Origin of the sequence: Hymenobacter jejuensis, assembly GCF_006337165.1 — a bacterium.
Classification (GTDB): Bacteria; Bacteroidota; Bacteroidia; order Cytophagales; family Hymenobacteraceae; genus Hymenobacter; species Hymenobacter jejuensis.
In genome coordinates, this window is the sequence record NZ_CP040896.1 from 2,202,067 (window position 1) to 2,227,137 (window position 25,071).

Below are 25,071 nucleotides of genomic sequence, written 5' to 3' on the forward strand. Positions count from 1 at the left end.
AAAGGCTTCCACGGGTTGTGGAAGCCTTTTTTGTGTGGTTGCGAGTGGCCTAGCGGGCCGGCTATTGTACCGGCCTCACAGGTACATTGGTGAAGGTGCCCGTAACCGTAATGTCGCAGCGGCGCTTGGGGAAGGTGCTGTAGGCCACGTGGGGGTCACTGGCGCCGGTTAGGGTGGCGGTGTAGGTGCCGCTCAGCAGCTGCCGCTTGGCATCGTAGCTACTGATGGTGAAGCTGCCCGTTACGTGCTGCATGCTGCTGGGGTAGATGACGGTGCCGCCGCCCAGGCTTTCGGGCAGGTCGTAGTAGTAGCTCACGTCCGCATCAAGGGTACGGTCGCGGAGGGTTTTGAGGGTGTAGGTGCCGGTGAGCGTGGCAGAAAGTTTCGTGCGGTCCAGCTCGAAGCCGATGCCCTCGGTGTTGGTGGTCGGCTCTACCCCTACGGCTAAGCGCTCAGCAGTCTGCGTGACAAACCCCTTTAGTTGCGGCGCCTGAAAGGTAGTATCCCGGTGCTGGCCGTTGTCCTGATACACAATGGAGCGGCTATAGGTAACGGCGGGCTCCGGCAGTGGCTCGGGCGTTTCCTGGTCATCTTTATTACAGCCAGCGGTAAAGGCCAGCGTCAGGCCCAGTAATAGCGAGAGAGTAGTGTTCTGCCTCATAACGGATAGAATAGTGTAAAAAATCTATATAGATAATTGTGCCAAGTGGGTGGGAAGCTGCCTAACGTGGCACGGAAATGTTCACTGGCATGGCAGAGGCAAAAGGGCGCCGCGAAGTTAACAGCCGTTTTAAATAAAGAAGGCTTCCACAAACCGTGAAAGCCTCCTTCATACTTAAATGCGGTGTAGATGGCCTACAGCCTTCAAAGCTTTTAAACTTTCGCAATGGTTTCAACCGAGGGTTAAACTAAAACTTGTTCAATAAGTGACTATATGAATAAGTCTACTGAGTGAGGCACGTTCATGCTTTTCTCTATGGAGTAATCCTCTAAAGCCAAAGTTTCTAAAATAGAATCTTGGTAAGAGAAAAAATCATCCATGCTTATCATGTTTTTAAGCAAAGGTTTTGGTTTGCAGTCTGAGAAAAAATCAACACACTTGCTTAAGACAAATGTTAAGTAATACCTTAGGTTAATGTATATGTTGTCTATATTATATGAAGTCCTTGCATCATGTACAATCTCATTCCTTATTCTGTACATTCTTGTTAGATGTCTTTCTAAATTTTTTTTATGCTTATTAATATATTTTTTCTTTTGGCCTACATCATTAAAAATCATGCTCTTTAAATATCTTCCACGGAATGCAATTAATGGGAATTTATCTTCTAAGCCTATTATCTGATCGTATGTTTCTTTGGATTTTAAATAGCATAAATCAGTTTCGTTATAGTGGGATATTTGTTTTCTAATTGGGCTTTTGGTAAGCATTTTGTGAAAACTGTGTAAATTTCTTTTTGTATAACTTACCAAATGAGCATTTACTAAATTTGTCTTTATTCTCCTGAAAGTACTTGAATCTATGTTATAGTTAGCAAATATGTTTTCAAGACCTATCCAGCAATTGAGAAACTTTTGTTCAGGGCTATTAGATTCATTAGCTAAACGTAGATGTTTTATACATGAATAAAGTTTGTCTGAAACTTCGTCAATAACACAGGGGTTGTCTTTTATTGCAACAAGTTTGTTTATTAATTCAATGTAATTTTCTGGTTCACTTTGAGATGAATCATTTCTTGATTGCAACTTGTTTGTGTAAACGTCTTTAGTATTTTTAGTATTTAATACAAGAACTGTGCTGCTAATTGTTTGGCTTTCAGAATATTTAATCAAATGAAAGACGTCTAAAATAATTTCAACGTCTTTTCGTGCATTCGATATAGCTTGATATCTATCAAGGGCCAAAGTTTCTATAAGAATGAGTTTCTCTCTCTCATTAACTTGTAGAAAGCCTAATGCTCTTTCATTATCTATATTGTATTTTGTGATTATTTCGCTCGATTCTGTATAAATATTTTTAATATTTTCTTTTAAAGCAATGCCTGTATTTGATGATAACTTAAAAACAACTGCAAAAGTTATTTTAGTCTCATAAGAAAAAGTCGTCTTGAATTCATGAAATCTCTTAGTGAAATTACTTGGATTTGTCTTCCAAAAATTCGAGTCAAAATATTGTCTTATAAATGCCCTGGAAAATCCATTGTTGATCAGGTCTGATATTAGATAACTGCAGGTTTTATGTAATACATACTGTGTTTTTACAAACTCATTCTCGTCCTCATATGTTGAGGTAATTATTTCTTGAATTTTATTGATTAAATTTATGTGATAGTGTTCATTTATTATTAATAAATAATACAAGTTATATTCTATTTTTTGAATTAAATCGTTAATTATTAATTTATCTATTTCTACTGGTTTAGTGTTATCATTAGACTTTGCTGATTTATTTAAGTCATTTAATTTATTCAAAAGCGAAATGATAAACTTTTTTGATGTCTTTCCATACACTATATAATCATCAGTTTCTAGTAGTTCTAATACTTCGTTTTTTAGTTCAATAACTGTATCTGCTGTCTTAATTTTCTTGTCCTTCCAATCTTGTAAAACTTGATATAGCTCTGCAAGAATAGACTTAGGACTCGCCGATTTAGCTCGATAGCTATCAAGCGTTGCATTGCTACATAGTTCTTGGAAAAATTCAATAAATAATCGTTCAAGGACAAAGTTTTTGTTGAAATTTATTTGCATATCGAATCTTCGCGTGTACTTTTGCGTTTACTATCACGGAGCCGAAAGAGCTTCGAACATCTGAAAGTCCGCTGGGGATGAGCTGTGCCGGTTTGTTGACATGTGTCACACGGCATCTGTAACCATTCCCAACTTATAAAAGAGTGTGAAGGAAACTTCACACTCTTTTTTTATTAAAAACAAAAAGGGAGCTGCTTATGAAGCAGCTCCCTTTTTGTTTACGAACCGCAAGCCTCGCAAGCGTCCGGGTTATCCAGCGAACACGCCATATCGGACTGATTCTGCGCCGCTACATTCAGCGGCTCCAGCGTCTCGGCGGCTTGCTTCTGCACCGTGAACTTGATGGCATCGGCGGCGGCTTTGGTGCGCAGGTAGTACATGCCGGTTTTCAGGCCCTTTTTCCACGAGTGGAAGTGCATGCTGGTGAGCTTGCCGAAGTTCACGTTCAGCACGTGCAGGTTCAGGCTCTGGCTCTGGCAGATGTACGCGCCCCGGTCGGCCGACATGTCGATGATGCGGCGCTGCGAGATCTCCCACACCGTCTTATACAAGTCCTTGATATGCTGCGGGATAGCCGCAATGCCCTGCACCGAGCCGTTGGCGGCGATGATTTCGTTTTTCATCTGCTCGTTCCACAGGCCCAGCTTCACTAGGTCTTTGAGCAGGTGCTTGTTCACCACCATAAACTCGCCGCTCAGCACGCGCCGCACGTAGATGTTGGAGGTGTAAGGCTCAAACGACTCGTTGTTACCCAAGATCTGGGCGGTGCTGGCGGTCGGCATAGGAGCTACCAGCAGCGAGTTGCGCACACCGTGCTCTACTACTTCTGCGCGCAGCGTTTCCCAATCCCAGCGGCCCGACTCTGGCGTTACGCCCCACAAATCGAACTGGAACTGGCCCTTGCTGAGCGGCGAGCCGGGGAAGGTCTCGTAGGCGCCGTCCTTGATGGCGAGGTCCTTAGAGGCCGTCATGGCCGCGAAATAGATGGTCTCGAAGATGTCCTTGTTCAGGCCCGTGGCTTCGTCGCTCTCAAATGGCATGCGCAGCGCAATGAACGTGTCGGCCAAACCTTGCACGCCCAGCCCGATGGGGCGGTGGCGGCGGTTCGACTTCTCGGCTTCGGGCACCGGGTAGTAGTTGATGTCGATCACCTTGTTCAAGTTCAAGGTGGCGTGGTAGGTCACCTCGTACAGCTTCTGGTGGTCGAAGATGAGGCCGTTCGGTCCTTCCTTCACGAAGCGCGGCAGCGCCAGTGAAGCCAAGTTGCACACCGCAACTTCATCACGGTCAGTGTATTCCATGATCTCGGTGCACAAGTTCGACGACTTGATGGTACCGAGGTTTTGCTGGTTGCTCTTGCGGTTGGCGGCGTCTTTGAACAGCATGTAGGGCGTGCCGGTCTCGGTCTGGCTTTCCAGAATGGCAAACCACAGCTCCTGCGCCTTGATGGTTTTGCGGCCGCGACCTTCGCGCTCGTACTTCATGTAGAGGCGCTCAAACTCCTCGCCCCAGGTTTCGCCTAGGCCGGGGCATTCGTTGGGGCACATCAGTGTCCAGTCGCCGTTGGCTTCCACGCGCTTCATAAACAAGTCGGGCGTCCAGAGGGCGTAGAACAAGTCGCGGGCGCGGTTCTCTTCTTTGCCGTGGTTTTTCTTCAGATCCAAGAAGTCGAAGATATCGGCGTGCCAGGGCTCGATGTAAATCGCGAAGGCACCTTTGCGCTTGCCGCCGCCCTGGTCTACGTAGCGAGCCGTGTCGTTGAATACCTTCAGCATCGGGATGATGCCGTTGGAGGTGCCGTTGGTGCCCTTGATGTAAGAGCCCGTAGCGCGCACGTTGTGAATGCTCAAACCAATACCGCCGGCCGACTGCGAAATCTGGGCGCAGCTGCGGAGCGTGTCGTAGATGCCCGTAATGGAGTCGTCCTTCATCGTGAGCAGGAAGCACGAGGAAAGCTGCGGCTTCGGCGAGCCCGCGTTGAAGAGGGTAGGCGTTGCGTGCGTAAACCACCGCTCCGACATCAGGTTGTAAGTCTCGATGGCCGCCTCGATGTCGTGCTTATGAATGCCCACCGCCACGCGCATGATCATGTGCTGGGGCCGCTCCACCACTTTGCCATCCAAGCGCAGCAAGTACGAGCGCTCCAGCGTCTTGAAGCCAAAGTAGTCGTAGGAGTAGTCGCGGTCGTAGATGATGGCCGAGTCCAGCGTATTGGCGTGATTATGAATCACTTCCCATACGTCCTTGGCAAGGAGCGACGCGTTTTCGCCTGTCTTCGGGTCCTCGTAGGTATACAACCGCTTCATCGTCGAGGAGAACGACTTGGAAGTCACCTTGTGCAGGTTGCTCACCGCAATCCGCGCCGCCAGGATGGCGTAGTCGGGGTGCTTAGTGGTGAGCGACGCGGCGGTTTCGGCCGCCAGGTTGTCGAGCTCAATGGTCGTCACGCCGTCGTAAATCCCGTCGATGACCTTCTTGGCCACCTCAATGGGCGAGACGTAAATCATGTTGAGCCCGTAACAGAGCTTTTCGATGCGCGCCGTGACTTTATCAAATTTCACGGATTCGCGCCGGCCGTCGCGTTTAATTACCAACATAAGCGTTGCGGTTGTGTAGTTATGATATGGGTTCACCTGCCCCACACACGGAGCCGATGGTATTAGCAGGGATTTGGGTGAGTTGCTAGCGAAGCCACTCATTGATACCGGAAGATATTCCTATCTGTCGGGTACGACAAAAGATAAGGCAGGAAGTTTTCCACATCCTGCAAAAGCGCAGTGTATGAGCCGCTTTTATATGGTAGCGGGGTATAGGGATCCTGTAATTTTCGCGACCGAAATAAGGTTGCGCCGATGGCCAAAAATTGGTATTCAAGAAGCGTCGAAGGCAGTTGTAGGCTGCTTTACTTGCTACACAGGTTAGCTAAAATCGGGAGCGGAGGGGCAGTGCAGTTAGGGGCTGCTTTCCTGCCTTAGTTGGTGCGGGAAACCGGTTGCAAATCGTAAGCCTAAGAAAACAAAAATCCCGGAATATATTCCGGGATTTTTATATAAAATATTGATTGCCAATAAATTAAAAATCCTCGTCGAGTGAGAATGCATTTTCGGTGCGCTCACTCATGACGCCTGCTTTCTGGTACTCAGCCACGCGCTTCTCGAAGAAGTTGGTTTTGCCTTGCAGCGAGATCATCTCCATGAAGTCGAAAGGGTTGGAGGCGTTGTAGATCTTGTTGTAGCCCAGCGACACCAGCAAGCGGTCGGCCACAAACTCGATGTACTCCGACATCGACTTGGCGTTCATCCCGATCAGATTTACGGGCAAGGCGTCGGTCACAAATTCCTGTTCGATGGTCACCGCGTCGCGGATGATGCTGTGCACGCGCTCCTCGGTGAGCTTATTTTGGAGGTAGCTGTAGAGCAGGCAAGCGAAGTCGCAATGCAAGCCTTCATCTCTAGAGATCAGCTCATTAGAGAAAGTCAGGCCGGGCATCAAGCCGCGCTTCTTCAGCCAGAAGATCGAGCAGAACGAACCCGAGAAGAAGATGCCTTCCACAGCCGCAAAAGCAATAATGCGCTCGGCGAAGTCTTCGGAGTTAATCCACTTCAAAGCCCACTCACCTTTCTTCTTCACGCACGGTACCGTTTCCAGGGCGTTGAAGAGCCGATCTTTTTCCTGCGGGTTTTTGATGTAGGTGTCGATCAGCAGGGAGTACGTTTCCGAGTGGATGTTCTCCATCATGATCTGGAAACCATAGAAGCACCGAGCCTCGGGCATCTGCACTTCCTGCATAAAGTTGACGGCCAGGTTTTCGTTCACGATGCCATCGGAGGCCGCGAAGAAGGCCAGCACGTGCGAAATGAAGTGCTTCTCGTTGTCGTTGAGGTTTTCCCAGTCTTTCTGGTCTTGCGACAGGTCGATTTCCTCGGCAGTCCAGAAGGAAGCTTCCGCCTTCTTGTACATCTGCCAGACATCGTTGTTCTGGATGGGGAAAAGGACAAAGCGATTGGGGTTCTCGACAAGCAGAGGTTCCATAGCAGGGCAAATTTGAAGGACTGACTACAAACTGAACACACGAAAGTGTGGTTTCCCAACCCTAGAGTAGCACCGAATGTTTGGGCTATCCGACAGCAGATTTCAGCGGGTAGGTGCACCAAATATAACCCCGACCTCCGGGAACAGCAGGGTCGAAAATCATTTTTTGTGTGTTAATTTTTGCGTATGACCCCTATCCAAAGGCAGCAACAGCCGTCTTCGATAATGCAATAAATTCTTGTAAAAAGCCCGTTTTTCGCAAGGTTATCCACATTGTTGCTGTGGACAATTGTAGTTATCCACAAAAATTGCTATTCGCGTGCTCTGTGCACGTGCTTTAGAGTAAAATACAGCTGGTCTCGAAGTCATCGGTAACCCACACATTTACCACCCGACTAGATGATGATTAGTAAGTTAGGTTTGGTTTTGTCGAATGGTACTCGTACTTTTGCCTTCCATTTTTCAGAAACCGCGAGAAGCCCGATGTACGCAATCGTCAACATAGCTGGCAAGCAGACCAAGGTCGAAGCCAATAAATTCGTCTACGCTCACAAACTGGCTGGCAATGTCGGCGACTCAGTAGAACTGGGCAACGCATTGCTGACCGACGACAACGGCACGATTAACATCGGCTCGCCGGCGTTGGACGTGAAGGTAACCGGCACCATCCTGGCTCACGTAAAAGGTGACAAGGTATTGGTGTTCAAGAAGAAGCGTCGGAAGGGCTACAAGAAGCTCAACGGCCACCGTCAGCAGTTTACCAAAGTAATGATCAACAGCATTGGATAGAAGTGTTTAGGCGTTGAACGGGAGCGAGGCTCCCACATTCGACCCTTGACATTTAAGCTCCAAAATTTCTAAATAACATGGCACACAAGAAAGGCGTAGGCTCTTCCAACAACGGCCGCGAGTCGCATTCTAAGCGTCTGGGCGTGAAAATCTTCGGTGGTCAAGGCATCATCGCTGGCAACATCATCGTGCGTCAGCGCGGCACCAAGCACCACCCCGGTCAGAACGTAGGTATTGGCAAAGACCACACCCTGTTCGCAATGATCGACGGCACCGTGCAATTCCGTAAAGGCCGTAAAGACCGTTCGTTTGTATCGGTTGTTCCGGTGGGCGTAGAAGCCAGCGAAGTAAGCGCTCCGGCTACCGCCGAGTAAGTTAAGTTTCGGCTCTCACGGGCCGTTGCGCAAGTATAGAGGGACAGCTCGCAAGGGCTGTCCCTTGTTGCATTATGAGCAGGGGTATATGTTTCAGACCAGCTTATACAACACCGGCTTGCTCGGACTAGCATCGAGTTCCAGACTAGTTACCTGGAGGTTGAGCAAGTATATTCCGTCCTCGATCTCATCGGGTACGAAGATCAGTTCGGTGATGGTAGCCGTCTGGCGTATGTGCTCGGGGTACTGCCAAAAGGCGTGATGAGCCAACAAAGCACCGGCATCTTCCTCTCTATCAACGCTGGGAAGGTCAAGCAGCAAATGTTCTATGTGATTGTCCGCCAAATACTTAGCTAGTTCAGGCTCCAGGTACGTCGGATTAGTACCTGAGTATTGGCGGGTCCGCTTGGCTTTGTGGTTGGGCAAAGTGCGCAGAACAATAGCTTCCGGCAGCACCCCGGAGTCGGGCCAAAGTGGCCTTAGCTCCCGCTCCATATCCGCTAGCATCACTACTTGATCCCTGTTAGTCTGTTGACGAGGCTCGACGGAGATGAGCTTAGCCACAAACAAAAAGCGACGCAGACATCGGTTGAGGGTAGCTTCGGGATCCGGGGAAATATGGCCGTAGCATTCGGTGTGGGTGCCGTTGCCGTGGGGGGTGACATGCACTCGCTTGTAGTTGGTGCTGCCCCCCTCGGCTACGCTGCCCACGAAGTTGCCGACCCTGATTACGTCAAACTCCACGGGCTCTGCCCAGAAGCAGTTCACCTGGTTTTTGCCGGGGCCCAGTGGCAGCGAAATGTCCAGCGGCGCGGCTGGGTCGAAAGAGAATGTGTGGCCGTGGTACGGGTAAGTTGCGAGCATGCTGAGTCGGATAAGCAAACTGGACCAAAGGATTTTAATCCCAATGCACGTTGGGTACGGCCTTCGGATCGCGAGCTAGTTCATTGATAATCTGGCTGATCTCTTCAGCATGACTTAAAACCATGAAGTGCCCGCCGCCTTGAATTAGGTAATCGACTGGAGCCGGGCCGGGTGGAAAGACGCGGTCTTCGGTGCCCAAAATCTGGAGGCACCGCCCCACGCCTTCGCTGTCCCAGTGCAGCAGCCGATCAATAGCCCAGCGAGTGTACACCGGCTCCATATCCCGAAGGATTTCCTTGAACACCTGGTATTCTCTGCCATTCTTCACGCCGAAATACCATTGCCCGGCTCGCGGAAACAGCTTGAGCAGAGGTGGCGGTACAAGCTTATAGATATTGGTAGTGCGAATAAGGCGCAAGAGCAGTGGCAACGAGTCAGCGTCGGGGATGCTCGAAATTAGTATGGCTCGCGCTTGCGGGCGCGTCCGACAGATTTCTAAGGCAATGGTGCCGCCAAACGAAACGCCCACTACCCAACATTCCTGATCTAGCGGAATGCGCGCCGCCATACGCTGTGCGTAGTGGTCAATCGATTCGTCGTGCTCAGGGGTAAGCCACTGTAAAACAATGGTTTGTCCTAAAAGACGCGGTTGCAGGTTCTGGAAGACGCGCTCGTCGGCGCCCAAGCCCGGAATGAGATAGAAAATAGGAGTAGGCACGGTGGCGGGCAAAGGTTAAGGCTCGATACGCAAGTACACTCCTTCAAGGTAGAAGATGTTATGCGGCACCGCATCTTCGTCATCTTCATCTGTATCAGCCGGATAGGTGCAGGAGAGCTTTAGCGATACGCCATCGAGTGGCACCGGAGGCTCTTCTTCACTGGTGTATTCAAGCAGGCAGGGCCACTCGGTTACGGTAGCTAGCGCCTCGGCGACCTCCTCCTGCAGCGCCTCTGCCCGCGAGCCGGCTAGGCGCAGCAGCAGGTCGAGGTATTGAAACTGCAAGCCGAGGTGAAAAAAATGTAGTTCTTCGTCGAAATAGGTCGTGGCCCATACCGTTACATCGTTCGTGTTGTCGAACACAATAGCGGTGATCTGGACGTGCTCAACGAAAAAATCGGCATCGTCCGCAAGGGCATCAATTAAGCGTTTCATTGCCTGAACATACGCAAAAGCGCCACGCCAAAGGCAGATTTACGCCAGCCTTTATTGCTCCAAAAACAGTTCCAGCGTAATGTGATCGGCCAGGAGCTTGCCGCGATCGGTGAGGGCGAGGGTTTCGTTCTGCACGGTAGCCCAACCGTTGTTTTGCAGATGCTGCAAATACTCAGCGCGTTGGGTGCGCAAGTCGACCCCGAGGCCTTGGTGCAGGTAGGCGAGGTCGCAGCCGCGTGCAGTGCGCAGGCTGGTCATCAGGTATTCGTTGGCGCGGTCGGTCGGCGTGAGCTGTTCGTAGGTTGCTGGCACTTCGTTGTGCTCAAGTATGGCCGTTACATACTGCGGGTTGTTGGCGACGGTATATTGGCGGCTGGCACCGTCGTAGGAGTGCGCGCTGGGGCCAAGGCCGAGATACGGCACACCGCGCCAGTAATTGGAGTTGTGGCGTGACTCGCGGCCGGGCCGGCAGAAATTCGATATCTCGTATTGCTCGTAGCCGTGCGCCCGCATTTGGGAGAGCAACATTTCAAACTGCGCCGCAACAAAATCATCGGGCGGGGCTTTGAAGGTGCCTTTTTTCAATTGACGCCCGAACACGGTATCCGGCTCAATAGTAAGGGCATAGCAGGATAGGTGCGGCACCTGCAAAGCAAAAGCTTCCTCCATGTCGCGTTTCCAGATGCGGTGGTCAGGAGCTGGCACGCCATAGATCAAATCCACGGAAATGTTCTCAAAACCAGCGGCTTGTGCCATGTGCACGCACTGCCGCGACTCCTGCGCCGAGTGGGCCCGGTTCATCAGGCGCAGGTGCGGTTCGTAAAAGCTTTGCAGGCCGATGCTCAGCCGGTTGACGGGCGAGGCCGCCAGCGAACGCAGTTTGGTCGCCGTTAGGTCGTCGGGGTTGGCTTCGAGTGTAATTTCGGCCTGTGGCGAAACCGCAAAGTGCTGGTGAATAGCTTCAAAGATTATATCTAGCTCATTATCAGTAAGTAACGAAGGGGTGCCGCCGCCGAAATAAATGGTTTGCAGCGTGGTATCGTCACCTAGGTAGCGGGCCCGCAACTCCAGTTCGCGCACCAAAGCTTCCACAAAACGACTTTTCAAGGCCATGGACGTGCTGAAGTGAAAGTCGCAGTAGTGGCAGGCTTGCTTGCAGAAGGGAATGTGGAGGTAAAGACCGGGCATAAAACAAGGGCGCGCCGGACGCGCCCGACGTAGAAAAGTAAGCGTAGGATGGTTAGTAACAGGCTATTGGGCCGTAATCGTTCAGCGCCGGGCCCAGGCAACGCGCCCCTCCGTACTTTCGGGAAATTAAAAGCGCCGTTTTGCGTTTCTGTTCCCAAATGTACGCTCGCGCCTTCTTTCTTCTGATGATGCTACTGGTGCTGATCGCTTGGTCCGCGAGCGCATGGGCGCAGATCCCGCCACCGCTGCCCAACCAGCCGTCGTTGCAGTCGCCACCGGTTCCGCCTGCTGCGCCGCGCCCCGACTCGACGGCACGGGCGGTGAAGCGCCTAAGCCGACCCAAAGTGTTGCAGCTAGAACTGGAAGACGCCGATCAGGCGGTAGTGCAGCGCTATCGGTACCGGACCCTACTGCCCGATTCGCTGGCGGCCCTGCGTGAAGTGCGCGATTTGGTATTGTCCTTACAGACAGATGCTTACCTCACGGCTTCAGCCGATGCCATGAGCTGGAGCCGCGATTCGCTGCACGTGCGCCTGTACGTAGGCGAACAGTTTCGGTGGGCGCATCTGCGCAACGGCAACCTCGGCGACGCCTTGCTGATTCGGGCGGGGTACCGCGAGAAATTTTACGCCAACAAACCCTTTTTGCCCGCCGACTGGACGCGCCTACAGCAACGCATCATTGCCGAAGCCGAAAACCAAGGCTTCCCATTTGCCTCGGTCCGCATGGATTCGGTGCAGCTGCGCGGGGCGGCTATCGAAGGGCGGGTAGTGCTAGACCGTGGCCCTGCCATCGTGTTCGATTCCTTGCAAATTGTAGGCAATACTAAAACGCGTAAGCAGTTCTTAACCAAATACTTGCAAATACTTCCTAACCAGCCTTACAGCCAGCAACGGGTGGAGGCAGCGGCTCGTCTGCTGCGGCAGCTTCCTTACTTGCAACTCAAGGCCGAGCCGGAAGTACGCTTTTCAAAAGGGCGGGCGCGGGTGTATCTGCTCCTCGACGACCGCTCGGCCAACCAGTTCGATGCCATCGTGGGCGTGTTGCCCAATCCCAATCCCGGCATCGGGCAGAAGCGCGTGCAACTTACTGGCGACGTGACGCTTAACTTGCGCAACCTGCGCGGTGGCGGCAAGCAGATTGGGTTGCAGTGGCGCAAGGTAGACGTGGCCTCGCAGCAACTCGACGCGCAGTACGTGCACCCTAGTTTCTTCGGCACCCCGCTGGAGGTGGCGGGCACATTCAATCTCTACAAGCAGTCCAGCGCGTTCGTCACGCTGCGGCCGCGGTTGCAGGTGACTTACCCCACGGCCCGGGCCGGGCGCATTACGTTTTTCACTGAGCGGCGCAGCTCCCGCCTGCTCACCGACCCAACTTTCAAGACGCGTACTACCCTGCCCGATACCATCGATTCCGAGTTCAATTCCTACGGCCTCGAGTACAGCTGGAATGCCCTTGACGACATGTATTTCCCGCGGCGTGGCCTGCTGGCTTCGCTTCAGGCGTCGGTGGGCAATAAGCGTATCTTCAAAAACGCCGATCTGAACGCCGCACTTTACAACAGCGTGCCCTTGCGCTCGACGCAGGAAGCACTGGGCGTGCGGGTTGAGTATTATTATAATGTCGGGCGTAACGGGGTATTGCTGACGCGCTTACGTGGCGAGGCGCTAATTAATAAGCGGCTGTTTCTGAACGACTTATTCCGTTTGGGCGGGCTAGCTACGCTGCGTGGCTTCAACGAATTTGCCTTCTACGCCAGCCAGTATGCCGTGAGTACCGTCGAGTTTCGGCAGTTTACGGGGGCGGATGCGTACGTATTTCTGTTCGCCGACCAAGGAATTCTGCAGCGCGGTTTGGTCAACGACAAAGCCTGGGATGCGCCTACCGGACTCGGCGCTGGCCTCAGCTTTCGCACGCCCGCCGGCATGTTTCAGTTCGTGTATTCCATTGGTCGCTCTAACAATCAGAAGTTCAGCTTCAATTCCTCCAAAATCCACTTCGGCATTACCAGTCGCTTCTAAACAAAAAGCCCGCTTCCAGTTAGGAAGCGGGCTTTTATAAACAATTAATAATCAATTACTTGTTTAAAGCGGCTTTTAGGTCACTGGCGGCGAGGTCTTCGGCCTCGCGGGCTTGCGGCACTACTGCCCCCATCCCAAAGAATTCGTGGGTAACGTTGTCGTAGAGCTTGTAGTTGACGGGAACCCCGGCGGCTTGCAACTTGTCGGCGTAAGTTTTGCCTTCGCTCATGAGCGGGTCAATACCGGCACCAATTACCGTAGCGGGGGCCAAGCCTTTCAGATTAGGCGCATGTACTAAGTCAATCAGCGGGTTTTTGCCATCGGCTGGAGTGCGCAGGTAGTGCTGAAAGAACCACGCCATAAATGGCTTGTTCAACGGTTTCGACTTGGTATGCGCTAGGTAAGAAGGCGTGTTTAGGTTGTAGCCGGCAATAGGATACACAAGCAACTGGTATTTAGGCTGCATCACGCCCTTGTCGCGCGCCATCATGCACACGGCCGCTGCCAAGTTACCACCTGCGCTTTCCCCGGCCACGGCCACGCGCTTAGGGTCGCCTTTGATGGAAGCGGCATTTTTGAGCACCCATTGATACGCCGCAAACGAATCATTATGAGCCGTTGGGAACTTGTGCTCCGGACCCTGCCGATACGCCACCGAAACGAAAATGGCGTTGGTTTTTTCGGCCAGCGCCCGCACCGACGGATCGTACGTGTCGAGATTGGCAATGACCCAGCCTCCGCCGTGGTAATACACAACTACGGGCAAAGGGCCTTGGGCACCACGCGGCGTATAAATGCGTGCCTTCACCCCCGGTGCTACTTCTTTGCTCATCGTGTCGAGGGGCGAAGGAGGGGAGGGGATGCCAAAGTCCTTCATCACCGCCATTGTAGCATCGGTTGGGGAAGGGGCTTTCCGAACCTGGGCGGGCGTCTGCTCTTCAGGTGGTGTGGGGCCGCTCAAGCTGGTCAGCTTTTCGATCACAGTTTGCATTTCAGGGGCCATGTTTGGGGCCCAAGCCGGCGCAGCGCCGGCTGGCTTCACAGGCTTGCTGCCGGTAGAGGCAGTACTTGTATCGGCCGCAGCGGTAGCAGTTGAATCTTGGGTTGAAGTAGCAGTTTGCTCCGTTGAGGTTTTGTTTTCGCCACAAGAAGAGAATAGCAAACTCGTAGTAAGCGCTGGAGCAATAAGCCAGATAGCACGATTAATAAAAGGGCGGAACGGACGTTCTGATTTCATTTAGGTTGGTTTTGATGCATTAAGAAGGGACTAGGCTCACGTATAATTTGGATAGCTCGACCATATCATGCGTAATGGTCTGAAACGTTCTTTTTCAGCAGAAGGTTAATGGTAAAAGATAAAAAATAGGCCTGATACTCAGCGCGAAAGGTGCTTGCAGTATGTTTTTGCAACCTTTTAGTACTGATATCCGAAAAAGCCTCTTACATTTGCATCACCAAACAGTGCGGGGTGGAGCAGTTGGTAGCTCGTTGGGCTCATAACCCAAAGGTCACAGGTTCGAGTCCTGTCCCCGCTACCTAAAAGGGCGTTTCCAATATGGAAACGCCCTTTTTGTTTATCCGTAGGACGGTATTTAGGACAAATTCTGTGTATTACTCAAGTTATAACAGGTGTATTGCAGCTTATTTGAATTTGTCGTTTTCTTCACTGATAGGTTTATAGCAACTGCGTAAACGCATTTTGCTGATAAGGCTACCTCATATTCTAGGTTCAGGTAGTTAATTGCGTAACCGAGCACGCCAACTACTTAATTATTTGAAAAATGTCCCAAGCTATAAACCCATTTACTGACGAACCCATAGACAACCAAAGTATTGTAAGTCACATAAAACCTCGGGAAGATCTTACGGATACCACTGTTGCAGTAAGGATATCCCAGCATAACAACCCAGATGATGGTTCTGGAGTTAAATTTATCGAGTGGGATTTTCTTCATAATAACGCGCAGGATAGTGAATACCAAGCAATCAAGCCATTGATTCAGGGGCTTTGGCAAAATGGCTATCCTTTAGTAGACCGGCGAGAGGTAATCAGTTTACAATTGCTTCAAGCCAAATTAGCTAGTGCCTCTTTCCCCCGTACCCCTAAGGAGAAGTTGGACAACCTACTCTTATTTATTGTAAGTCAACAATCAGAAGATGGCTCCTCAGTGTCGTTTTCTCCAACTTCATTATACAAGAGGTTGTATTTTAAAAGCGTTGCTGAGTTGGCATTTTATGCTACAGCGTTGCGGGATGATGGTCTAGTAAACTTTAATCCCAACAATTACGACTATTACTATCTATCGCTTACCCATAAAGGGCTTTTGTATGCTGCTTCCCTTGAGCAAGCAACAGCCAAATCTGTCTTATGCTTCGTTGCGATGTCTTTCGACAAAGCAGTAAACTACCTCTATACCGATGCCATAAAACCCGCATTAGAAGCTACAGGGTTCAATGCTTTTCGTGTAGATGAACACCATCCTGACGCTGAGCAGACGATTAACGATGCCATTATTGCCGGTATCAAGCGTAGTCGCTTTTGTATTGCTGACTTTACCCAGCACAAAAAAGGAGTATATTTCGAGGCTGGCTATGCCTTAGGGCGCGGGATGAAAGTGATTTATACCTGCCATAGCGATGAGTTTAAAGATTCACACTTCGACACAAACCACTATCCCCATATAATTTACGATACGTCTGAAGAATTACGTACGCGTTTAATTGCCAAAATTGAGGCGTGGATAAAGAAATGAACGGTCTCAACTGCACGCACTTTGTCATAGCGAGCTATAGCCAGCCTTCGTTCTAAAATTGAGTCATCACTCACACTTTTAGCTATTCTACTTATCTTCACAACATCCTTTCGGTATGTAGTTGCCAGCTCTACCTATGGCAAAAGCCCCGCGTTCCTCACTCGAGGGCGCGGGGCTTTTCTTTTGTTTCATTTTTGCGTTATTGCCTTTGTTTTTTATCTGCTTAAAAAACAAAGGCAGCAGATTCTGATATCATGGCAAAATTCATTGAATATTCCTGCCCTAACTGTAAAGCGAGCCTTTCGAATGGTTACCGCAGAACTGTTCTCAAAGCAGGAATGGGCATTCCCTTTACAAAATGCTTAAATTGCTTATATCTAATTCGCACAGGGTGGAAGCCTTTTTCTCAGCTTAGTTTAGCGAGTAAGATATTATACTGGCTTGGCGCTTTATTCACGTCGTTAATATATGGTACTATGATAGGTTTTATTTTGACATCCCTTTTATATTTAGCTATTGACCGTTGGATATTCAAGATTAACGATGAAAACACATTGTGGTGGCTCTTTTTGCCATTGCCTATACTGTTCGTTGCTTGGCAATTATATACTTTTTATGCTAACATCGGCATTGTAGAAGACCACTACAATAGGGAAGATTGGTCACTTGAAATGTAAGGCAAAGCGGGTCATTCAATGAGAAAGCTCCGCGTTCCTCAAACGAGGGCGCGGAGCTTTTCACAGTGCGCGGGAGCTATTCGTTGTTTGCGTTCCTGTTCAAGCTAGCCCGAGCTGCTGCATCATAGGAACTAGATTAAGCCTGCCTCTCGCTTTTGCTTATAAAACTCGCTGCTAAAGCTTCAAGCTAACTGCGGCGGCTAACTCACTCTGAGTCCAGCAGGGCGAGAAACCAGAAACAAGAACAATTAGGAACCGGGGTACTCGATCGATCCTACCCGGTTCTTGGGGTTCGGTTTTGGAAAACGTGCTTAGGGGGTAAGGCTAATGCTGTGTGGTAGCTCAGTGTAGCCTGCACGTTTCGTAGCCTTTTATGGGAACAGGAACCCATTAGTAGCACGGCATACAATAGTCACCCAATCGTCTACTATCCGTTTGCCTTTCGTGGTGAGGCAGAGCATGTGTACACGGAAAGGGCCGCGCTTTCGCGTTAGACAGCTCGATTGGCTCAAGGTACGCAGTTGGGCACGTAGTCTTGTTTGGGCCAATAGTTTAGTGGCGTACAGTTCCCGCACAGTAATAGAGTTGGCGTACTTACCCATCAGGGCGGAGACAGCCAGCAAAACGCGGATTTCAGTTGCCGTAAGCCCGTATTTCTCGCCCGTTATACGCTGGGCTGCTGGCGCGGTGAGTGCGGTGCCAATCAGACGTGAAGCATTCTCTCTCAGCATTTTATATAGGGTCATGCCTCATATAGTGGCGGTAACGGCAAAGCAAGAAGGAGCAGAAATGCCTATTGCTTGTGTGTAGCTGACTTGCTGTATCTTTCGCCGGCTCCATTTTGCGCTGACGGCATAGAGCGAGTATTCCAGCGGCGGGCGGCTTCGGTCAGTGTAGCACAAGGGCCGACGAAAGCTAGGCTTACTGGGCATGTTACAGCCTCATTGGCGCAGTTGATGAAATACTCGGAGGGCACCTTCGGGAAGGTCAGCGCGTGCTGGTTGGTTTCCACGGCGGCTGGGCCACCGCACCACGGGCAGGGTAACAAACGGACGGTTTCCATCTTCAGGCGGCTACGGCTAACGATTGACCCTCTGAGCTAGATGGGATGAAGTCGTAACCCTCAGCCCGCTTCTTACCGCCCTTGCACCAACGCTGAATCCTTTTCTCGTAAGTGCCCATTGCCTCAGCGGCGGCCCTAGTGGATGGGAATGTTCCGGCTGGCACCTGATACCAACCACTGAACTTAGGGTGCTTCTCGCCCATCTTCTGGGCTGACATCTTGGCTCTAGTTTCTTCCCCAACATTGTGGCTCTTACCGTAGAGATGATGCTCAGGGCCTCTCTTAACATTCATTAACCCAGTAGCAAAGGCATGGCGGGTATTCTCGCTTTTAGTCACCCACTCAAGATTTTCTATACTGTTGTTGGCCTTGTTGCCGTCGATATGGTTGACGTCGGGCTTATTATCCGGGTTGGCAATAAAGCGTAAAGCCACCAATCGGTGCATGCTACAAAGCTTCCTTCTTTTAACACCCTCGAAAAGGATTGCCACTCTTATATATCCTATTCGGCAGGGTTTAGCGGAAAGTAGCCGGTCTGCTATGGAAGAGTACACGCGACCACATGAGCTGACATAGGCAGTCGGTGCATTCTCTATCTGGTGGAAGGTGCGGCCCTCATGGGTGATGGTGGGAACATTGGGAATTACGTACATAAAAGGCATGGTTGAGCCAGGGTGCCCGTTTTGGGCTCCGGCAAGTGGGACAATAAATCAGGGGGTGAGCTGAAGCGTGTAGGCTATAGCGTGGACTACACAACGTCAGCAGTGTCAGCAAGCCTCGACGCTGCGCTATGCGCCAATCCTCGCTACGTTCCGGTTGGCAGACACACTTTTGAGGGTTGTTACACGGACACTAGATGGGCTTCAGGAAAGAGGGTGATTCTAACAGATACCTAAGTGGGGAAGACCCCTCACATTTGGGCATTGGTTACCCGCCCGATGCTACCATTAGGGCAAGGGCAAACTGCTCGTCGTACTCATCGGTGAAGCTTTGCTTTTTGAGTAGGCGTAAAGCTTTCGTTCTGTTTCGCTCGCAGGTGCTACGAGGTTGGGTCGCCTTCATGCGCCGCCAGAACTCCTGGTCTTGGGCAGTATGCAGTAATGCTGCATCGGCCATACACAGTTTTGTGTAATCCATCGGGCGTTTGCGTTGTATCTGGTGCCAATGCTCTTGAAGATGGGATGCTAAGGCTAACAGTACAGGCCGCTGGGCTAAATCAGCTAGCGTCACACTTGATAAGCCTGTGACGCGGCTTAGGTTTCTGGGCTTGGTTATAGCTATTTCGTACCTGAGTAGGTTCGGAGTGGGTATAGGAAGTGGCCCATTGCCTCGGGAGCGGGCGTAGGCACCTTTGTTGTAAACCTTCACCTTGTACCCATCGTGGCTCGCCGTGAACTCATGTGGGTGTGTTTGCTTCCCATCGGGCTGTATAGCAAGGAAAGGGCGGCGTCCGTGAGAAATAAGGCTGTGCAGAAAAGGCTGGGGTGAATCGCTCATTGGTAGATTCACGCCCACCTCCAGCTTCTTAACCGTCAACCAATCGGGAGGTAGGTTCATCCAAGCTGCTAAGTCATCCACCGTTCCCGGTACTTCCGCAGTCGTAAATAGCCCTAGGTTGTGGCCCTTTGCAAAGGTGTGCAAGGAGCCCATCATCGCTCCTACCCCATCGTCCGGTCGAACCCATACGCGTACTCCCCGCTGCCCATTACTGCACAAGAATCCATAGGCGTTTATATCTCCAGTGGCTCCTTCAAAAGCGGGCGAGTAGGCCAATCTTTTCAGCGCCTCAGGGTGCGTGAAGGCTAGTTTGCTACCGTCCAACATGGCTGGGAGCTTGTGCAGACTTTCGAGCGGGCTTCTCTGTGCGCTGGTGGGCTTTCAGCGCGTTCAATAAATCAGCGCGCTTTAGATAAGTACGACCGCCCATCTTGTGGTACGGTAATACACCCCGCCGCTTCCAGTCGTGTACTGTCTGCTGGCATACGTCCAGCAGTTTGGCGGCCTCACGTATCGTTAGCAATGTCTCCGTGTCGGCCGTAGAGGCTGGAGCTTCTGCGCGCTTATTAAGCTCAAAAAGGATTCTAGGCCATAGTTTGTCCAGTACTACGGCTTCCAGTTGATCTGGCGTTGTGACAATTACCATTTGCATTATCACTCTGGGGAAAGGCTATCCGGTCCATCCGGTAAGCGTGTCCAGTAATGACGACGCAATTAGGCTTTACCCAATGGGTCAAAACGGGCGGCCTAAAAAGACCCGGCTCGACCTGCTTGCCTATCCGTTGATGACGTTTGAACGGATTGCATTGTTGGCTCTCCCAATAAGTCATATATGCGCGCTACGGCTGATCCATGTGTTGCTATACTATTTATTTGGTCGACGTCTTCACGGCCTATATCTGTGATTCTCGTCTTGCTCACGCACGCGCCAAACGTACTTTTAAGCAGCTTTGCTCCCTTCTCAGCTGATAAGCCCCTAGGCAACAAACCACGAAGTTTTAACGCCCAATACAGGCTAGCCCAATCACCCGGTTGTGCAGCCGGCATAAGCTCTTTTTTTACAGAGTCATACATAGCTAGATATTGATTACTCAGTAGCAGATTTAACTGCTCGAAATTAAGTTTTCCTTCAACAGCCTCATAAAAGCTCGAGTAACTAGGCTTTTCGCTAGGCTTAGGCTGAGCAACAGTAGGTGAGGGCAGGGCTTCAGGGACATATTGGGATTTAGTTATTGTCGTCTCATCCCTTCTGCTTAGCCAACTACGGATAGTTGCTAAACCCTGCCTCAGCCTCACAGAATCAAATAGAGGCGATCCATTGATGCCTTTATTTTGTGCTTCCATATTCACTAAAACCCACTTTTGTCTATCTGTGAACTTTGCAGTGTGATTAAAGAAGTCGTACACAAATACATTTATTTTTCCATACCCATCGACAAACTGAAGCGCTTTTGGATTTTCTGCAATTGTGTGTTCAACGTCAGAAATAAGGCCGGATACGTAATCTGAGTCTACTTCGTCCGTCTTATCAAATAGAGCCTCAAGAGTGGGTATGAGATCAATAGCCCTTCCATTAAGTATCTCGCAGAAACGATACAAGAACTTTGGGCTGAAGGGTAAGGGTTTAGGAGATTTTAGAGATTTGTAGGGCACCCCCTCGATCCTATCAATAAGGTCCAAAGGGTTATATAGTAGGGCTGTGCTATGCTCTATGTTTGGATCGGGGGTAGCTGGGTTCGCTAGAAAATTAGAGTATTCCCTTATTGCTAATGATTCCCATGTTGTACAATCATATGCTATCTCACCATATCTATTATACATAGCATTGTCAAAAATCTCGGCGCTATTCTGCCGCCTTGATAATCTTTCTGAATATGTACTCATCAGTTAATCTTTACGGGTATAGGCATATCATGAAACTTAGCAAATTCCTCTGCCACTCGCTGGGGTGTAAGGTTCACATACCTCTGGAATGATTTGTACGAAGTATGGCCGGTGAGCTTCATCACAAACTCGGCGCTCATACCCTTGCCTAAATTCAGGGTTACGAACGTGCGGCGGGCCGTGTGTACCGTCAGCTTCTCATACTTGGGGCACGTTGTCACATCAGCTACCCCTCCCCGGTAGCGGATAACTTCTACCGGCGAATCAATTCCGGCCAGTTGGCCTAGCTCTTTCAAAAAGCGGTTTAATACCGGGTTGGTGATGGGCTGACTTTTCAGGGTATCTAATTCGCCCGCCAGCAGTCGGTTTACGATTGTCAGGGCGGCGGCACTTAGGGGCACATTCACCACGGCGCGGGTTTTCTTTGCAGTCAAGCGCAAGTGGGCCGGTAGCTTCTCAGTAGCAGGCCGTAAGTGCTGGGGCCGGATGCTCACTAAGTCGGAGTAGCGTAGGCCGGTATAGCAGGCCAGTAGGAACCAAGCGCGGCCCTTTTCCAGTCGGGAGCCAACGGGCAGCGGCAAGGTTTCCAAAGCAGCCAGCTCGGCTGCACTCAGGGCCATTACGTCCGGCTCCCTACGCGCCCAGCTTACCCGGTCAAGCGCGGTACTTTCGGTATAGCCCCGCTTCCCAGCCCACTTCATAAAGGCTTTGAGCCGCCCCAAGTGCTTGTTGATAGTGTTATCCGTCAGGCGGGCTACGTTCAGCAGGTAGGCGGCCCAACGGTCACCCATTGTCGGGGTGAGGGTATCAAAGTCGATAGCGAACCCATTAGCCTCGGCAAACTCCCGAAGGTGGCGGCCCGCCGTGGCGTGCGCTTGTGCCGTGCGCACGGTGCCAGCGGCGCGGGTGTAGTTCACCCACTCGTCGTACTGCTGCCAGAACTTCTGTGCTGTATTGGCTACCAGCGCGGGTTCCTCTGCTTCCTCCGTTTCGGCAAGTGCCCGCAACTCTGCTGCCGTGGGCACGGTGCCAGCGGCGGCGTGGGCATCGTAGCAGGTAGTAAGCCGATTGGTCAGTAATTCAAGCCAATCATTTATTGCCCCGTTGCGTGGATAGCCCCGAGTCAGGGCGCGGCGTTCCTTCGCGTCCCATTGCTTCGGGTGGATAGAGCGGTTGGCGTACACCTTCACCCGTCGCCCGTTGAAGCTGAGGAAACAGAAGATGGGTGTAGGCTTTTCAGCACCAGGAGCAGAGAGTAGGAACGATATTTTAGCCATATTGAAGCGGCTTTATTGCCACTCCTAATGTATGGAAAGTTGTCCCATGTAGGACAGTATCTAGGACAATAATTCCGATTAAATCAGATTTTGTCCTACGTAACCCGATTGCTTAAACTCTTAAAACAGTCTTTATGGCTACTCACGGGTATTTTTTGTCTGTTTATATGTGGCCCCGAATTGTAGGTTGCAATCCTGTCCCCGCTACCTAAAAAAGGCCGGTTTCCATTATGGAAACCGGCCTTTTTGTTTTGTCTGTGGTGGTGTGGCTGCTCTATGGAGTCACGCCCGTTTGTAGCTGTGCTGTTGCACCCTTTAGGCCTTTGCCTGTGGCTTTCAATTGTATAGTGCCCGCTTTGTCGGAAGCTTGCACGATGGCTACTAACTTGCCGCTAAACGCCTTCATCTGAGGTAAGTGAAACATTTCCAGGCTAGTAGGGTCGCCGTTGCCGACGGCGCGGAACTGTCCTTGCCCGCTCACGGCGAAATGGAGTTCATTGGTGGCCTCAGGGCAAAGGTTGCCTTGGGCGTCTTCAACGCGAGCCGTTACGAAGGCTAAGTCGTTGCCGTCGGCGGCGAGGTGGGTGCGATCGGCGATCAGGGCGATGTGGTGGGGTTTGCCGGCGGTTTTTACTTCTTCTTCCGCGACGGCTTTGCCCTGCTGATCGTAGGCGACGACCTTGATGCTGCCCGGCTCGTACTTCACGTCGTTCCACATCAGACGGTAACGCGACTGGTTGCTGGCGTTGCTTTTGGTCTGGCGGCCTTGGCTTTTGCCGTTTACAAACAGCTCCGCCGACGGATAATTGGTGTAGCAGAACACGGGCGTCGTCTGGCCTTCGCGGCCGGGCCAGGTCCAGTGCGGCAGCAAATGCAGGGTGGGCTGCGATGGGTTCCAGCGGGCGCGGTAAAGGTAGAAACGGTCTTTTGGGATGCCCGCCAAGTCCAGAATGCCGAACATGGAACTGTGCGAAGGCCATTTTTCATCGTAGGGCGTGGGCTCGCCGAGGTAGTCAAAACCCGTCCAGACAAACTCGCCGATCACATAGGGCAGGTCGTCCTGCTTCGCAAACTCTTCGTCGGGCGTCTGCGACCAGTTGCACACTTCCAGATCATAAGACGACGACTGGTTGTCGGGGTACTTCTGGTCTTTGGCCATTACCACCGGAAACTTGTACACGCCGCGCGAACTGACCGTAGAGGCGGTTTCGGAGCCCAGCAAAAAGCCCTGCGGCAGTTTGCCGTAGGCTTCCGCATAGCGGTGGGGCTTGTAGTTGAACCCCGGAATGTCGAGTATCGAGGCAAAGTTGTTCTGGATGTCGGCGTCGAAGCGGTCCATGCCCGATGCGACGGGGCGGGTAGGGTCTTCGCGGTGGCAGATGTCCTGGAGGCGCTTGGCGATCTTGTTGCCACCAGGTGTGCTCTGGTCAGGCACCTCGTTGCCGATGCTCCACATGATCACCGACGGATTGTTGCGGTCGCGACGCACCATATTGACGATGTCTTTTTCCGACCATTCGTCGAAATATTGGCTGTAGCCGTTCTTCACTTTCGGCGATTTCCATTCGTCGAAGGCCTCCACCATCAGCATAAAGCCCATTTCATCGCAGAGGCTGACCAGCTCGGGGGTGGGCATATTGTGCGAAGTACGGATGGCGTCGCAGCCCATCTCTTTGAGCAACGTCAGTTGCCGGCGCAGAGCCGCTGTGTTAACGGCCGTGCCCAAAGGCCCCAAGTCGTGGTGGTTGCACACGCCCTTGAACTTGCGAACCTTGCCGTTGAGCGAGAAGCCTTTGTCGGCTTCAAACGTGAAAGAGCGAATGCCAAACCGCGTGCTGTACTCGTCTTTCAGGACGTCGCCGGCGTAGAGCTTGGAAACGGCGGTATAGAGCGTCGGGCTTTCCGGCGACCACAAGCGCGGGGCTTTTATAATCAGGTTTTGAGTAAATTCTTGATTATCACTTTGTTCTAAAGTAGCGGTAGAAGTACTCACGACCTGGCCCGCCGCGTCGCGGATTTCGGTTTGCAGGCGTAGCGGCTGAAAAGTCCCACCGGCCGTCTCGACTTTGGTCCGGAGCTTGACCTTGGCCAGTTCCGGCGTGATTTCGGGGGTGGTGAGGTAAGTGCCCCACACCGGAATGTGCACGTCGTCGGTGACGATGAGGTGGACGTTGCGGTAAAGCCCCGCGCCCGGATACCAGCGCGACGACTCCGGAAAGTTTTGCAGCCGCACGGCCAAGGTGTTTTCCCCGTTAGCTTGCAGGAAAGGCGTTACGTCCACCGAAAACGAGTTGTAGCCATAGGGCCAGAACGCGGCTTCCTTGCCGTTGACATACACGCGGGCGTTGCTCATGGCCCCGTCGAAGAGCAGCACGGCGCGCTTGCCCGGCCCGAACTGTGGCACCACCAACCGCCGCCGGTACCAGCCCGTCCCGACAAACGGCAAGCCGCCGGTGCGACCCGCCTTGAGGGTGGCTTTCTGCTCGTTGTTCTGCTCGATTTTTACCTCCTGCAAATCATTGTTGCCGCTGAAAGGCCCGTAGATGGCCCAGTCGTGCGGAATCCGCACGGTCTGCCATTTGGCGTCTTTGAAGTCGGGGCGCGCGGCTTCTGGTACGTCGCCTTTCGCGAATTTCCAGTCGGTTTGCAGCAGGTATTCTTTCCGTGACTGCGCAGTGGCCGGCAGCGTAGCGGCCAGCAGCAACAGCGCAGCAAAGCATCGGGAGAGGCGCATAGCGTAGGTAGTAG

The 25,071-nt window shown here is 51.6% G+C and carries 20 protein-coding genes and 1 tRNA gene; 6 read left to right on the plus strand and 15 right to left on the minus strand.

Annotated features, from left to right (window positions below; genetic code table 11):
• Positions 1-61: 61 nt before the first annotated feature.
• The 4 genes from FHG12_RS09035 to FHG12_RS09050 form a co-directional block, all read right to left on the minus strand.
• The gene (locus FHG12_RS09035) at positions 62-661 is read right to left on the minus strand and encodes a hypothetical protein (protein ID WP_139515425.1); all 600 of its coding nucleotides are present in this window, start codon (positions 659-661) and stop codon (positions 62-64) included.
• Between the two features lie 269 nt (positions 662-930).
• The gene (locus FHG12_RS09040; protein ID WP_139515426.1) at positions 931-2,751 is read right to left on the minus strand and encodes a hypothetical protein; all 1,821 of its coding nucleotides are present in this window, start codon (positions 2,749-2,751) and stop codon (positions 931-933) included.
• A 218-nt stretch (positions 2,752-2,969) separates the two neighbouring features.
• Entirely contained in the window at positions 2,970-5,348 is a 2,379-nt protein-coding gene (locus tag FHG12_RS09045) for a ribonucleoside-diphosphate reductase subunit alpha (protein ID WP_139515427.1), read from the minus strand.
• A gap of 475 nt (positions 5,349-5,823) precedes the next feature.
• Entirely contained in the window at positions 5,824-6,783 is a 960-nt protein-coding gene (locus tag FHG12_RS09050; protein ID WP_139515428.1) for a ribonucleoside-diphosphate reductase small subunit, read from the minus strand.
• Positions 6,784-7,266: 483 nt separating this feature from the next.
• Between FHG12_RS09050 and rplU the strand changes: the two genes are divergently transcribed.
• Both rplU and rpmA read left to right on the plus strand, forming a co-directional pair.
• Positions 7,267-7,572, plus strand: coding sequence for a 50S ribosomal protein L21 (gene rplU / locus FHG12_RS09055; RefSeq protein ID WP_139515429.1), 306 nt, complete (start codon positions 7,267-7,269; stop codon positions 7,570-7,572).
• Positions 7,573-7,649: 77 nt separating this feature from the next.
• Positions 7,650-7,946 carry a 50S ribosomal protein L27 gene (gene rpmA, locus FHG12_RS09060; protein WP_139515430.1) on the plus strand — a complete coding sequence of 99 codons (297 nt, stop codon included), beginning with the start codon at positions 7,650-7,652 and terminating at the stop codon, positions 7,944-7,946.
• A gap of 93 nt (positions 7,947-8,039) precedes the next feature.
• Here the strand turns inward: rpmA and FHG12_RS09065 are convergent, their stop codons facing one another.
• Genes FHG12_RS09065 through hemW form a run of 4 tightly spaced genes read right to left on the minus strand, consistent with a single transcriptional unit; the run spans position 8,040 to position 11,151 of the window.
• Positions 8,040-8,810, minus strand: a complete 771-nt coding sequence (locus FHG12_RS09065; RefSeq protein WP_139515431.1) for a cyclase family protein — start codon at positions 8,808-8,810, stop codon at positions 8,040-8,042.
• Between the two features lie 34 nt (positions 8,811-8,844).
• Positions 8,845-9,528: an alpha/beta fold hydrolase gene (locus FHG12_RS09070; protein WP_165699354.1), complete on the minus strand. Its 684-nt coding sequence runs from the start codon at positions 9,526-9,528 to the stop codon at positions 8,845-8,847.
• Between the two features lie 15 nt (positions 9,529-9,543).
• Positions 9,544-9,963 carry a hypothetical protein gene (locus FHG12_RS09075; RefSeq protein WP_139515433.1) on the minus strand — a complete coding sequence of 140 codons (420 nt, stop codon included), beginning with the start codon at positions 9,961-9,963 and terminating at the stop codon, positions 9,544-9,546.
• A 51-nt stretch (positions 9,964-10,014) separates the two neighbouring features.
• The gene (gene hemW / locus FHG12_RS09080; protein ID WP_139515434.1) at positions 10,015-11,151 is read right to left on the minus strand and encodes a radical SAM family heme chaperone HemW; all 1,137 of its coding nucleotides are present in this window, start codon (positions 11,149-11,151) and stop codon (positions 10,015-10,017) included.
• Positions 11,152-11,309: 158 nt separating this feature from the next.
• Between hemW and FHG12_RS09085 the strand changes: the two genes are divergently transcribed.
• On the plus strand, positions 11,310-13,172 hold the full coding sequence (locus tag FHG12_RS09085; protein WP_139515435.1) for a BamA/TamA family outer membrane protein: 1,863 nt from the start codon (positions 11,310-11,312) through the stop codon (positions 13,170-13,172).
• 55 nt (positions 13,173-13,227) lie between these two features.
• Here the strand turns inward: FHG12_RS09085 and FHG12_RS09090 are convergent, their stop codons facing one another.
• Positions 13,228-14,334 (minus strand): alpha/beta hydrolase, encoded by a 1,107-nt coding sequence (locus FHG12_RS09090; RefSeq protein WP_230471338.1) that lies wholly within the window; start codon positions 14,332-14,334, stop codon positions 13,228-13,230.
• 300 nt (positions 14,335-14,634) lie between these two features.
• On the opposite strand from FHG12_RS09090, the gene FHG12_RS09095 reads away from it, so the two are divergent.
• The 3 genes from FHG12_RS09095 to FHG12_RS09105 all read left to right on the plus strand — a co-directional run bounded on the left by FHG12_RS09095 (position 14,635) and on the right by FHG12_RS09105 (position 16,602).
• Positions 14,635-14,707 (plus strand) — tRNA-Met (locus FHG12_RS09095).
• 246 nt (positions 14,708-14,953) lie between these two features.
• Positions 14,954-15,925 carry a hypothetical protein gene (locus tag FHG12_RS09100; protein WP_139515437.1) on the plus strand — a complete coding sequence of 324 codons (972 nt, stop codon included), beginning with the start codon at positions 14,954-14,956 and terminating at the stop codon, positions 15,923-15,925.
• A gap of 254 nt (positions 15,926-16,179) precedes the next feature.
• Positions 16,180-16,602 (plus strand): hypothetical protein, encoded by a 423-nt coding sequence (locus tag FHG12_RS09105; RefSeq protein ID WP_139515438.1) that lies wholly within the window; start codon positions 16,180-16,182, stop codon positions 16,600-16,602.
• A 1,065-nt stretch (positions 16,603-17,667) separates the two neighbouring features.
• On the opposite strand, the gene FHG12_RS09110 is transcribed toward FHG12_RS09105, so the two are convergent.
• From FHG12_RS09110 to galB, 6 genes are all read right to left on the minus strand, one after another.
• Positions 17,668-18,318 (minus strand): HNH endonuclease, encoded by a 651-nt coding sequence (locus FHG12_RS09110; protein ID WP_139515439.1) that lies wholly within the window; start codon positions 18,316-18,318, stop codon positions 17,668-17,670.
• 274 nt (positions 18,319-18,592) lie between these two features.
• On the minus strand, positions 18,593-18,802 hold the full coding sequence (locus FHG12_RS09115; RefSeq protein ID WP_139515440.1) for a hypothetical protein: 210 nt from the start codon (positions 18,800-18,802) through the stop codon (positions 18,593-18,595).
• Positions 18,803-19,475: 673 nt separating this feature from the next.
• Entirely contained in the window at positions 19,476-19,814 is a 339-nt protein-coding gene (locus tag FHG12_RS21410) for a helix-turn-helix domain-containing protein (RefSeq protein WP_139515441.1), read from the minus strand.
• A 95-nt stretch (positions 19,815-19,909) separates the two neighbouring features.
• The gene (locus FHG12_RS09125; RefSeq protein WP_139515442.1) at positions 19,910-21,046 is read right to left on the minus strand and encodes a hypothetical protein; all 1,137 of its coding nucleotides are present in this window, start codon (positions 21,044-21,046) and stop codon (positions 19,910-19,912) included.
• Positions 21,046-22,323: a site-specific integrase gene (locus tag FHG12_RS09130; RefSeq protein WP_139515443.1), complete on the minus strand. Its 1,278-nt coding sequence runs from the start codon at positions 22,321-22,323 to the stop codon at positions 21,046-21,048. Before FHG12_RS09130 ends, FHG12_RS09125 begins: the two co-directional genes overlap by 1 nt.
• A 274-nt stretch (positions 22,324-22,597) precedes the next feature.
• A complete protein-coding gene (gene galB / locus FHG12_RS09135; RefSeq protein ID WP_139515444.1) occupies positions 22,598-25,057 on the minus strand; it encodes a beta-galactosidase GalB in 2,460 nt (819 codons plus the stop codon).
• Positions 25,058-25,071: the final 14 nt, after the last annotated feature.